This is a genomic window from Nostoc edaphicum CCNP1411 (assembly GCF_014023275.1).
Taxonomy (GTDB): domain Bacteria; phylum Cyanobacteriota; class Cyanobacteriia; order Cyanobacteriales; family Nostocaceae; genus Nostoc; species Nostoc edaphicum_A.
Map to the genome: position 1 here is coordinate 3,153,315 of NZ_CP054698.1, position 12,331 is coordinate 3,165,645.

Consider the following 12,331-nt stretch of genomic DNA (forward strand, 5'->3'; position numbering starts at 1 on the left):
TCAGACATAAAAAAACCGCAAATCGCGGTGTCTTGGGAAAACCCAGTTTTTTATTCAACTGGGTTTTTCAAAGCTATTTTAGGCAGCCAGTATATCTAACTCAGTTAAAAATAACTGCTGATTTTGCTTTTTGACTTTGCCATCCTTTACAGCAACATCAATAAACTGGCTAAAACTCTTAAATTTCTTTCCATCATCTGTAGAAATAGATAAGTATCCTTGATAGTTAGCACAATGTTGACGCATCAATTTATCAATGCGACCAAATACGGTAGGCTTACCTTGGCTTGAGGCAGTTTTGATAGCTTCAATTAGATACTCTATAGCCTCTTTGCAATTAATCTGAGACACAATAGCCGTGTTTTGAGGTTGAGTCTTATTGCTATTGTCAACTAACTCAGGTAATTGATCTACAAAATAGAAGTTTTCATTACCAACTAGTTTAATCAATCTTGGATTTTCACTACCTCTTTGAGCAAAAATTATCACTTTTTTACCTAATGCCTGTAACATGCAAATTAAGCCAGCATAGTCCCAGTCTCCTAGTACCAGAATAATTGTATTAGGACTAGGTGAAGGTTTTGGGGCGAACAGTTTAACACAGTCAGCCATCAATCTATAATCTGCACTATTCTCTGAATGATCGGGAACATCAACACACTTCATACCAAGAATTTCAAGTTCATTTTTGGTGCTAACTTGGTTTCTGTAGTGTGAATTATAGTAGACATTTTTGCAGTCTATACGCCCCTTGGATTGGGCAAATTCCAGCAACAAATCACCCTTTCCTTTAATTGAAGAGACGTTTTGAATATCGGCAAAAATACCGACAGAATTTTTCTGCTGGTTAGTTTGTTTTTTGGAAGACTTATCAGCGTGTGTCATTGTAATATATCAGAAATGTTGAATGCTGATACAAAACTTTACATAGATAGTTACACTAACTCTAAAAAGGCTAAATTAGTCAACATAACATCATCTCCTCAAACCAATGAACATAGCTGATTTTCTGACACATACAAGATTGCAAATAGCGGAATTTATCTAATAGTGTATGTCCCCATTGTGCGGGAATAGATAAAAGCTGTAAAATCAGATAAGCTATTAAACTAACGTAAATTTGTATGGTGATACCGTTGACGTTTTTGGTAATTAATTTGTCAAGTTTTAAGTGCATCTTTAAAAACTTCCACAAGAGTTCAACTCCCCAACGTAATCGATAAATATCCCTAATTTCATCATCATTAACAGCTGCATCTCCCGACTTTGGTAAATTAGTCACTAAGCGGAACTCAGTTTTCGTTTCTAAATCACAAAAATTAATGACTCTATAGGCAATAGCCTCATCAGATGCACCTACTTTGACTAATCCAGTTGCATCCTCAAATTCTAGTAACGAAATTGTTTTTAATCCGCAAAACAAAATATTTGTTTTCTTGTACCAATTCTTGAATGAATTTTAATCCCGCAAAGCCTCTATCCATTACCCCTACAGCATTAGTTGGGAGACTAGACATCATCTTGGAACCAAATTTATAATCATGATCATGTCCAAAATTGATCAAGTTATCTTCTGGGCTACCTGTAGCTAAATTCAAAGAACTAAAAAGTTTGACTTGATGATGACCCAAAACCCATAACAATTTACTTGTCAGGGTAATAATTGTTGAATCAATAGGACAAATAGCATATTTATCGTGTAATTTTTTTGTGAATTTTCTTCTGTACTAATTCATTTAATTTTTGGTAAATTCCTTGAAATTGTTTTTTGGCTTCGATGTAAATTTGCTTTAGAAAAAGTAGAAATATCTACCTCAAATCCTGTATTGTTTAATCTCTTAAATAAATCTCGCATACTTGTTAAGCTATTATCCAGAGCATAGGATAGCCAGCACTCAAAGAATAGACGACTATTCAATACTGGATAATCATTTTTTGGCAGGCTTTTCAAGATATCTTTGACAATTTTGGGAAATGAATTTATAATCACAATCAAACTAATATAGTTTAAGCCTTCGCCCAAAAATACCATATTTTGGGCTATTTTTATCGGATTTTTCTTACCGTTCAACACTTCTGGTAATATATCCAGTATTCTTTGGTGAACTGGACAGATTCAACAAATTACACATTTAGCAGGGTAGCTTTATAAAGGTAATTGATACTCAAAAAGTACCTCCCTATCACTAAGCTCTCTTCTCTACTCGCAAGTTTAACTAGTTTCAGTCTCAGCAGCATAATTACTGTGTTGCTCGCAACATTCCGCACGATCCGCTATGCTAAACATTCATTTAGATGGGTTAGTTTCTCTTTGACATTGTAGTCAACTATTGAACCTGGCATCAGGCTGAATTTTTAGCTTAACGGATCGTGCAAAATGTTGCGAGCAACACAGCAATTATGCTGCTGAGACAGCCGCCAGTGGTTACACTTTAGAGTTGTGCTTTATCATGCAAGTTGTTTACTGTCTCAATTACAAGAATTGCATGATATCAGCTATATTGTCAAGCATATCACTTGTAAATAAATGTAACCTATTTTACGGTTTACTTTGCGCGATCGCACCATACAAAATACCTAAAATTTTCTTAATATCCTTAATATAATATTCACTCAAATCAATCGAAACTGCATTACCTTCAAGCTTAAGAAATTGCCAGAGCGTACCGATAGTAACAGCACCATATATAGCTTTTATTTGATTTTCACCTCTTTCGTTAAATAACTGAGCAGCTACCATTTCGGCAATACATTGGGCTAAACCAGACCTCAAATTCTCATTTTTACTTTCTACTAGGACAATCACAGGACTACGCACAAGCAACTGCTCCGAAGAAAGACTTAAAATAAAATCACAAAAGCCGTTTAATCCTCGTTGACTATCAACAGTAAAATCAACTCCAGAAAAAAAGCTTATTTCATAATTAAATTTGCGTCTAATTTCTAATAAGATTGGACTTATGATCATTTCACTACGAGCTTTTTCTGAACTTATCGCTACTGCTAAATCAACATTTTCCCTAAGAAGAGTAGATAATAAATCGCTACATTCTTGCTCCTGCACATTTGCGAATAGTCCAGATGATTCGTGGATAACTAACCCAAAAGAATCAATAACTTCAATAAGTTTAAAATCACTATAAGCCATAAAACTTAATCCTTTGCCTTATGACTGAATCCTATAACAAAGTTTAAAAATTCCGCTTTGGCGGAAACACCTTAGCTAAATCAAGAGATAAATCAGGGAAGCAGGGAAAAGTTATTATCTCATCTGACAGGAAAATTCGCTTATTTGAATAACCATATCTGCCTTGATTATCCTGATATGGTTCACTGTAAACTTCCAAATAATTATCGAATAAATTGAATATCCAATAATCAGTAATACCTCCTTTAGCATAGAGAGGTATTTTAACGTCTTGGTCATAGGCCAAAGAAGAATCTGAAACCTCCATTACTAAAAACACATCAGCCGCTTTAGGATGACCCGACAGATAATCATCAGCACGGTTTTGAACAATCGCAAAATCAGGCTCAGGTTCGCTATTAGGTGGCAAAGCAATCGGCGCTTGTGATTGCAAAGTAGCCTTGTCTCCCAGTATTTTAGGGAGTTCCTTCCACAGTTTTCTTAAACAAGTTTCATGGGCTGTATCTTTGGATGCCATTTCAATAATTTCCCCGTTGATTAATTCAATGTGGTCATCTTCATGGAAAAAGCCCAATTCTCCAAGCCTGTGGTATTCATCCAGTGTGAAGCGTTTAGCTTGAGCAATACTCATAACCTTACCTTTCTCTCATTGCCATAATCCCTATTCTAAATGTGCCAGAAATTGGTATGCTAAAGGCCGAGACTCGCTATGAAAGCAAACAATGCCTGCGCCTACTATCAATCCCACGATCACTGCCTTTCCCTTGACAGCCGTAGTCGGTCAAGAAGCAATTAAATTAGCCTTACTGTTAGCCGCAGTTGATCCTGGTTTGGGAGGAGTAGCGATCGCAGGTCGTCGCGGTACGGCAAAATCTGTAATGGCTCGTGCTATCCACGCTCTACTACCGCCCATTGAAGTTGTCAAAGGCTCAATTAGTAATTGTGACCCCAACCACCCAGAAGAATGGGACGATCAACTTTTGGCGGAGTACGCAGACAAAGACATTCAAGATGTTCCCATCGAAATTATCCCCGCGCCTTTTTTGCAAATTCCTCTAGGTATCACTGAAGACAGACTCCTCGGTTCCGTGGATGTGGAAAAGTCGGTCAAACAAGGTGATACGATTTTTCAGCCCGGATTACTCGCTACAGCCAACCGGGGTGTACTGTACGTAGATGAAATTAATCTATTAGATGACCAAATATCAAATCAGCTTTTAACAGTATTATCTGAGGGACGCAACCAGATTGAACGAGAAGGGATTAGTTTTCAGCATCCGTGCAAATCCCTATTTATTGCCACCTACAACCCAGAAGAAGGTGGATTACGAGAGCATTTGCTAGATAGAATTGCGATCGCACTTTCTGCTGACGGTGTACTCGGCTTAGATCAAAGAGTAGAAGCAGTTGAACAAGCGATCGCTTATTCTAAATCTCCCCAAGATTTCCTCAAACAGTACAACGAAGACTTGGACTCCCTCAAAACCCAAATCATCTTGGCGCGGGAATGGTTGAAAGAAGTCATTATCACCCATGAACAAATTGCCTATTTAGTGGATGAGTCCATTCGCGGCGGAGTTCAGGGACATCGCGCCGAGTTATTCGCCGCGCGGGTTGCCAAGGCCGCCGCAGCTTTGGAGGGACGAACAACAGTTAATGCCGAAGATTTGCGCCGTGCTGTGGAACTGGTAATTGTGCCACGCGCCACAGTTGTGCAGACACCGCCACCAGATCAAGCACCACCACCGCCTCCACCGCCGCCGCAACAGAATCAAGAAGAACCCCAGGACGAATCAGAAGAGGAACAAGAAGAACAGGAAGAACAAGAAGAAAATGAAGAGCAAGAACCGCCCGACATCCCGGAAGAGTTTATCTTTGATCCAGAAGGGGTAATACTTGATGACAACGTGCTTTACTTTACTCAAATGGCGAAGCGGCAAGGTAAATCTGGTAGTCGTAGTGTCATCTTTTCCGATGACAGGGGGCGCTATATTAAGCCAATGTTGCCCAAGGGGAAAGCGCGACGCATTGCAGTAGATGCCACCTTGAGGGCTGCGGCTCCATATCAAAAAGCACGAAGAGAAAGACAACCAGATAGAACAGTTATTGTCGAACAGCCTGATATTCGCTCGAAACGCCTGGTACGCAAAGCCGGGGCGTTGGTAGTATTTGTGGTAGATGCTTCTGGCTCAATGGCCCTGAATCGAATGCAATCGGCTAAAGGTGCGGTGATGCAACTGTTGACTGAAGCTTATCAAAACCGCGATCAAATAGCATTAATTCCTTTCCGGGGAGAACAAGCAGAGGTATTATTACCTCCAACACGTTCTATTGCTTTAGCGCGTAACCGCCTGGAAAGATTGCCCTGTGGTGGGGGTTCGCCTTTAGCGCATGGTTTAACTCAAGCTGTGCGCGTCGGCTTAAATGCTCAGATGAGTGGAGATATTGGGCAAGTTGTCCTTGTAGCAATCACCGATGGGCGGGGTAATATTCCCTTAGCGCGTTCTTTGGGTGAACAGCTAGAACCAGGAGAAAAGCCAGATATCAAAGGAGAATTATTAGAAATTGCTGCCAGAATTCGTGCTTTAGGGATGCAACTATTAGTAATTGATACGGAAAGTAAATTTGTGTCTACGGGTTTTGCTAAAGAATTATCGCAAACAGCAGGCGGTAAATATTATCATTTGCCGAAAGCGACAGACCAAGCTATTGCTGCTATGACCAAAGGTGCGATCGCTGATTTAAAATCTAGATAATTAGTTATTAGTCATTTGTCATTTGTCATTTGTCAGTTGCTTTTCTACTAACCACTGACTATTGACTAATGACATCAAGATCCAGTGGGCATTACCTGTGGTTGCAAATAGCAAATCAAATCTTGAATTCCCTTTTGCAGATAACGAGTTACAGTCATTGGACTAGTGCCAATGTTTTTAGCAGCATCCTTGCGAGAAAGTTCCTTCAAAAATACCATTTCAACTGCCATGCGGGGCTTTTCTTCCAACATATTGATTGCGCCTTGGAGTTGTTGGCGTTCTTCTTCTTGTTGCAGAAGTACATGAGAACGAGGACAAGGAAGTGCTTCACCCAAGGTTATTTGGCAATCAACATAGTTAACTGCGGTTGCATCTAAACTCAAAGGCATCCGATTTTGAGCCGCTAATTTGGTTTCTTGCCATTCTTGCACAGATACCCGAAGTTGGCTGGCAATTTCAGCATCCTTGGGCTGGCGACCTAAAGACATTGCCAAGTCCTTGCGAATCTTTTGCCCTTCATTGTACAATTCTTGCCAACGACGGGGAATTTTTAATAGAGTACTGCGATCGCGCAAAAAGTGCAGCATCTCACCGCGAATGTATGGCACTGCAAAGGAACTAAAAGCATATCCTTGGCTAGGGTCGAAACGCTCAATTGCCCTAATTAAACCAAAATAACCGATTTGTTCTAAATCTTCATAAGGTTCATTACATTGATGGCTGAATTTATGAGCCATCTTTCGTACTAAGCCAGTATGTAACTGTACAAGTTTATTACGAAGTTTAATAGAAGGATTCTGGTGGTACAAGTGTAATAATTCTATACCATCAGTTCGTAAAGAGGACTCACTTGCTGCCATATACATTACCTTTGTTGTAACTCCTATTCCTGAGAAAATGGAGCTGCGTATATTTTCTTCTAAGCTGTCATTATTTTCCTTAGTCAAGCCAGAATAAGCCATCGTCGTTTCACTGAACTTGTGAGGGGTCTAACTCCGCAATTCAGTATTTGTACGCATGATTTTGCTAACCCTTCTGTCGCAGGTTATTTTTGTTTTTTACATAATTCTTGCATGGCATATAATCTTTAGCTTTTGCAACAAAAACTAGCTATTTATGCTGAAAAATGCATAGCTGACTTAATGCCCATCAGTCATACTGAGTGCAATTGGATCGGCACTGAATTAATTGCAAAATAGATTGGGCAATTTTATTTCTTAGTACGCACCGTCATTAATAAAGGTCGAAAATCCAAATTGGCAGTTGGCTTGAAGAACAAAATCCAAGCTACAACAAACAGAATTCCGACTCGTTTTTATGGGAATTTGTACTTAGTTGGGTATTAAGGGACATTTCCATTAACAAAAAATAATTCAGGAGTCAGGAGCCAGAAAAAGAAATTGAATTCTGTGTGACTGGTGAATAACGAATCAACTCCTAGCCAGCTTGCAAGAGCGTCTCGTAGAGAGCATCTGAATAAACGGTGAACACTACACTCTATCTATAATTGAGTGGTCAACAAGAGAGTGGCAGGTCTGTAGCAAGATCCCCCAGGGTATTCCCGATAAGAGTGACTCTAACTTCTTCTTCAAATATTGGTAAGAATAGTAATGAGCAGAACGTTTTCCTGAACAACAGTTTTTCAATATGAGCAATACCAGTAATTTTCGTGAAGCTATCCGTGAGGCTAAATCTCACGCCCTCGTTGGCCCAAATGTGATTGCTAACGCCCTCCCCTACGTTGGTGGTGGATTGGTGCTAACAGCATTAGGAACCTACGGCGGTTTGGGAGTTATCCGTACTAATCCCGAAATATTCTTTCCCGCCTTCATTGGTGCGGTGATTTTGGAATTAATTTTGTTCTTTGTTGCCCAAAATGTTGCCCAAAAAGGTAATAAGGGACTTGCACTACCCCTGTTGGCAACCTACAGCCTCTTGTCTGGATATACTCTCAGTGGCTTGGTATTTGTCGCCTTGAGATCCCAAGGTGTTGGCATTCAAGGCATTGGATTGGCTGCTCTTGGTTGTGGCGTTACCTTTATTCTCGCCCGTCAAATTGGTTCAAATCTCTCTGAACAAGACGGCATGGCTTTGACGAAAACCATCAATCTTGGTGTCATTGCTTTGGTGGTTGTGTGTCTAGCCCAATTCGGATTTGCCATGTTTGGTGTTTACACGCCCAATTGGTTAGAAATCGCCATCTCTGGTTTGGGGGTGTTTCTATTTGTTGGGGTTTCTGTTGTCGATTTCTATATCTTGCCCCGCACTTACAGCGATGACCAATATCTGCCTGCTGCTTTATCGATGTACTTAACTTACATCAACTTGTTCGTCTTTATCTTGCGGTTGCTAATTGCCATAAATGGCCGCGATTAATCGTCTGTAGACACTAACAAAAGTAAAGTTTTATAAAGTAAAAACCGTGGTTAAATTTTCAGCAACCACGGTTTTTTCATCGTTTTAATTGTCGAATATGTTGGTTATTAGAAGGATGGAGCATACAACTTATCGCCAACAATCTCGCGAATTGTCTCTACTAGTTGGATGTATGCAAAGTTAGATAAAACTGGTTTTGCTGCTTGCAACTGAATTGGTTCATCTAAATCAATCCATGACTTACAGCCAGCGTATTTGGCGTAATAGGAAATTTCTTGCTCTTGGGGTAGTTTATACGTCCGCAGGAGAAGAATATAAAGCGGTTGACGTGGTTTCCATTTGAGGCGATCGCTAATAAAATGCTCGTTCCAAATATGGAAGGGAAGCAAGGTGTTGACAATAGACTCGTCACTAACTGGCAAAATATCCGTAATTTCAGCCCAACTTCCAATGCGAACTGTTTCAGGATGCCAACCTGATGTTACTGGATAAACACCATTGGCATACTCAGCTTTCAGCATGAAAGCTTGTTGATGTTCATAAGTAGGGTAAAGCAAAACTTGCTTGTGGGCAACTTGGAAGTGTCCATTTCGTTCATGGATACCGCCTTTGCGGAGCAACATAATTGTTTTACCATCTTCCAAGGCATTTACGGCCACTGCCCATTCTTTGAGGGCATGAAAAGTTGTAGTCAATTCCATCAGCATCTACATGTAATTCTGATTTAATTTCAAGCTAAAACCGATAAAGTATGAACTGTCCAAGGGAATGAATTAGGAAGCAGTTATGGAAAAGCGATACGACGGGATTCTGATTCTCTACGAGAGGCTACGCCTACGCCTACGCTAGGTACTTCTGATGTGCAAATTTCACCCATTTTGACGGGAACTTAGCAAACTGGTAAAAGAATGTGGGTGGAAATTGAGGATGCAGAGTCGATTAAAACCATCAGAGCCGCTTATGAAGCTGGTATCACGATAATTGATACCGCTGAAGCTTATGGTGGAGGACATTCTGAGCAAATTATCGCTGAAGCTTTATCTTATGTACGCGTAGACACGTAGCGGCTTGTCGCCAGACATCGCGTGCAGTATGTCACGAAAGTTTTCGCCAACCATCTAAAGTATGAACAAGTGATTGAAGCTTGCATTGACGCGTAGCGGCTTGTCGTTAAACATCACTCCCTAACCAACCTGAAAACTGATTACATCGACTTTTACCAAATATATTGGCCCTCCGGTGCTTTCAATAGTGAAATAGTACCTATCGAAGAAACTATAAGTGCTCTTAACCTCCTCAAAGAGCAAGGTGAAATCCGAGCCATTGGTGTTTCCAATTTTTCCCACGCCCAGTTAGTCGAAGCAGCAAGTTATGGACGTATTGATAGTTTACAACCACCTTATTCTTTATTCTGGAAACAGGTAGAACAAGATGCATTGCCCTATTGTATCGAGAACAATATTTCTATCCTTGCTTATTCGCCTTCAGCACAGAGCTTATTGACAGGCAAATTTGCTCTCGGTCATAAATTTGACCCAACAGATAACCGTGCTAAAAATAAACTATTTCAAGGCGAAAATTTTGAACGTGCCCAACGAGCGCTAGGAAAACTGCATCCTATAGCCCTTCTTCATAATTGTACTCTTGCTCAGTTATCTTTGGCGTGGTTAATTGCCCAACTCCAAACAAATGCGTAGACGCGGAGCGGCTTATCGTTAGACATGGCCGGAGCGCGTTCTCCCGAACAAGTAGGAGACAACACATTAGCTGCCCAATTGGCAGAAATTGACGCCATTGGACGCATTCTTACCGACAATCTGGATGATAATCAAATTATGTGGAATTGGTGACAATGCAGTTGCGGTAGCCATGCTTATATATCCAAGATACCTTGAACTTTCGTAAAGAGAAGGTTAGGGATCAAATTTATAGCTTTAGATTGCAAAACCTAACAAAAGGTCAACTTTAGTAAACCAAGGGTTGCAATTCACAAGCTAAGTGCTAATTTAAGTAGTAGGACACCAAACAAAATAAAACCAAAAAAAAAGGGTCAATGACTTAGTGTCCCCGTGTCATCAACCCAAGCAAATTTCAGCATATCAAATGTTAGAAAAGTGGCAAAAAACCTAATGTAGAAGGCAAAGCCAAATCCTAAAGCGGAAAAACGCAAGAATGCTGAGTTTGTTAGTTTTTCAGTCCACCTTAGTTATGAACTTTCAATTACTTAATTAGTTTAACAATTTGAAAACTGTGAACTCAATAAAACCTGGTCAACCTCGACCAGGTTTTTGGTATTTTGTTATGATATAATTTACTCAGTACGCAGGGCAAACGCATCTAAATTACTCTTGATCACAACGAAGGTTAAGAACCAACGAAAAAATAAGGATTTCGCGCTTGATTATTTTTTAAGCCCTAAAGCGATCGCCTAAAATTTTCGCAATAAGCAAAATTTAATGACATTAGTTCTAGCTCTATTGAGAATAGACTTTGCTTATTGACATGATGCAGCCGCCCTACTCAGTACGGCAGGGAGTGCCGAAATTAACACTTAGACTAGAATAATATTAACAAAAGAAAGTTAATATGCCCAAGAAACCTACAATCTTTTGGTTAGAGTAATTCAATTATTTTTGTAAAAAAACAAGCCCATTTGTGTAGGTTTGTTTTGTAAAATATAAACTCAAATTAATACACTGGCTAATTTTCCAGCAGGGAATAAAATAAGACAGCAACGTATCCTGCGAGGAGAATTTGATGAGAGGTTATAGATTTTTAAATAAAATTACTACAGCGATTATTATTACGACCCTTTCTTTTTCTTGTAAGTCTTCTGTTAGCAGAAATGCAGAACAAGCAAAAGCAACTGAGAAATCAAAGCCACAACCAAATCTTGTCTATGGCGATTTAATCATTAAAGAACAATCAGATTATCTAATGATTCCCGTTAGTCTTGCAGAACAGAATGAAGATAAAGGAATTGATTTAAAACTTTCACGGTCTTATGAAAGGAATAACCAATTGTATAACATCATCTTTTATCAGAAACAAGATGGTGAAGCTCATCTTTTATTAAATAAAAAAGCCATTATTACCTCCTTTGATTTATTGGAGGTAAAAGCAGCAAACAAGCCAATTACAAGAGTTTGGTTGTATAGAATTGTTGACCAAGACACCAATACGGATAAAAAACTCAGCAGCGAAGATGCTACTATCGGCTATCTTTCTGATTTATCAGGTAAGAACCTCCTGCAAGTTACCCCAAATAATACTCGAATAATCAGTTGGGTTATTGTTCCAAGTCAAAATGCAATTTTCCTAAAAATTATCAAAGACTCTGATAATAATAAAAAATTCACAGCCGAAGACAAAACAAACTTTGTTAGGGTCAACCTCGATAAACCCAGTATGGGAACTGAGATTATTAGTGAGCAAATAGAGCAAGAAATTAAATCCTACGTTTTTAAATAATTAAATAAGTGTTTTAAACTTTACAGGGCAAAGTTTAGCTGATACTGCACTATCAGCTAAAATCGTTTTGGTCTTTACATATATCCTTTCTGCAATGCGGTGGATTTGTTCATATCTAGATAGCCATCAAAAAAAGTTTCCAAGACCTAATGATCCCTAACATAGAGAATTATTCGGAAAATACGTGTAATATTAACAACATAGAACTCACTAAGCCAAACACAAGGTAAGGTCTGAGGAAAACTATGTAAGTAGCTTTTGGCGACTTACAAAAATTATCCAGACAAATTGAGGAGCTGGAAATTGGGATTAAGTATTTTTTTAAGATATAAGCAAAGTTTGACATAACCATCTACGCTACTTTCTCAAAACATTTTTTACTCTACCTATATATAGATTGACAAAAATACTGTGATATTAAATAGATTTTAAACTTTAAATTCTTAAATATTTGTTTAGTGATATCACTGAATATATGCTGCCTAATACAGTTGATGTATCTGTATTTATTCGGTGGCTATCATTGGTTACAAAAATCATTCCTACCCATTTATTGTGTGGTGTCAGATATTTTTATGTA

General features: G+C 39.0%; 8 protein-coding genes and 2 pseudogenes. 4 read left to right on the plus strand and 6 right to left on the minus strand.

The window, feature by feature from the left end; translation table 11 throughout:
- Nucleotides 1–78: 78 nt before the first annotated feature.
- From HUN01_RS15660 to HUN01_RS15675, 4 genes and pseudogenes are all read right to left on the minus strand, one after another.
- Nucleotides 79–885 (minus strand): NYN domain-containing protein, encoded by an 807-nt coding sequence (locus tag HUN01_RS15660; RefSeq protein WP_181932042.1) that lies wholly within the window; start codon nt 883–885, stop codon nt 79–81.
- Between the two features lie 79 nt (nt 886–964).
- Nucleotides 965–1,990, minus strand: a pseudogene (locus tag HUN01_RS15665) (IS4 family transposase).
- A 549-nt stretch (nt 1,991–2,539) separates the two neighbouring features.
- Complete coding sequence (locus tag HUN01_RS15670) at nt 2,540–3,148, minus strand: hypothetical protein (protein ID WP_181932043.1); 609 nt, start codon at nt 3,146–3,148, stop codon at nt 2,540–2,542.
- Nucleotides 3,149–3,191: 43 nt separating this feature from the next.
- Nucleotides 3,192–3,779, minus strand: coding sequence for a Uma2 family endonuclease (locus HUN01_RS15675; RefSeq protein WP_181932044.1), 588 nt, complete (start codon nt 3,777–3,779; stop codon nt 3,192–3,194).
- 91 nt (nt 3,780–3,870) lie between these two features.
- Here HUN01_RS15675 and bchD point away from each other — a divergent pair, with 91 nt between their 5' ends.
- A complete protein-coding gene (bchD, locus tag HUN01_RS15680) occupies nt 3,871–5,904 on the plus strand; it encodes a magnesium chelatase ATPase subunit D (protein WP_181932045.1) in 2,034 nt (677 codons plus the stop codon).
- 74 nt (nt 5,905–5,978) lie between these two features.
- On the opposite strand, the gene HUN01_RS15685 is transcribed toward bchD, so the two are convergent.
- Entirely contained in the window at nt 5,979–6,764 is a 786-nt protein-coding gene (locus HUN01_RS15685) for an RNA polymerase sigma factor SigF (RefSeq protein ID WP_181932046.1), read from the minus strand.
- Nucleotides 6,765–7,551: 787 nt separating this feature from the next.
- On the opposite strand from HUN01_RS15685, the gene HUN01_RS15690 reads away from it, so the two are divergent.
- Complete coding sequence (locus HUN01_RS15690; protein ID WP_181932047.1) at nt 7,552–8,280, plus strand: Bax inhibitor-1/YccA family protein; 729 nt, start codon at nt 7,552–7,554, stop codon at nt 8,278–8,280.
- Between the two features lie 107 nt (nt 8,281–8,387).
- Here HUN01_RS15690 and HUN01_RS15695 read toward each other — a convergent pair whose 3' ends face one another.
- On the minus strand, nt 8,388–8,987 hold the full coding sequence (locus tag HUN01_RS15695) for a DUF1802 family protein (RefSeq protein ID WP_181932048.1): 600 nt from the start codon (nt 8,985–8,987) through the stop codon (nt 8,388–8,390).
- A gap of 90 nt (nt 8,988–9,077) precedes the next feature.
- On the opposite strand from HUN01_RS15695, the pseudogene HUN01_RS15700 reads away from it, so the two are divergent.
- Both HUN01_RS15700 and HUN01_RS15705 read left to right on the plus strand, forming a co-directional pair.
- Nucleotides 9,078–10,130 (plus strand): annotated as a pseudogene (locus HUN01_RS15700) (aldo/keto reductase).
- Nucleotides 10,131–11,037: 907 nt separating this feature from the next.
- On the plus strand, nt 11,038–11,751 hold the full coding sequence (locus HUN01_RS15705) for a hypothetical protein (protein WP_181932049.1): 714 nt from the start codon (nt 11,038–11,040) through the stop codon (nt 11,749–11,751).
- Nucleotides 11,752–12,331: the final 580 nt, after the last annotated feature.

What these genes read in the sequence shown, in the direction of transcription:
- HUN01_RS15660 (WP_181932042.1), bottom strand. Translation starts at nt 885, where the DNA reads ATGACACACGCTGATAAGTCTTCCAAAAAACAAACTAACCAGCAGAAA.
- HUN01_RS15670 (WP_181932043.1), bottom strand. Translation starts at nt 3,148, where the DNA reads ATGGCTTATAGTGATTTTAAACTTATTGAAGTTATTGATTCTTTTGGG.
- HUN01_RS15675 (WP_181932044.1), bottom strand. Translation starts at nt 3,779, where the DNA reads ATGAGTATTGCTCAAGCTAAACGCTTCACACTGGATGAATACCACAGG.
- bchD (WP_181932045.1), top strand. Translation starts at nt 3,871, where the DNA reads ATGCCTGCGCCTACTATCAATCCCACGATCACTGCCTTTCCCTTGACA.
- HUN01_RS15685 (WP_181932046.1), bottom strand. Translation starts at nt 6,764, where the DNA reads ATGGCAGCAAGTGAGTCCTCTTTACGAACTGATGGTATAGAATTATTA.
- HUN01_RS15690 (WP_181932047.1), top strand. Translation starts at nt 7,552, where the DNA reads ATGAGCAATACCAGTAATTTTCGTGAAGCTATCCGTGAGGCTAAATCT.
- HUN01_RS15695 (WP_181932048.1), bottom strand. Translation starts at nt 8,987, where the DNA reads ATGCTGATGGAATTGACTACAACTTTTCATGCCCTCAAAGAATGGGCA.
- HUN01_RS15705 (WP_181932049.1), top strand. Translation starts at nt 11,038, where the DNA reads ATGAGAGGTTATAGATTTTTAAATAAAATTACTACAGCGATTATTATT.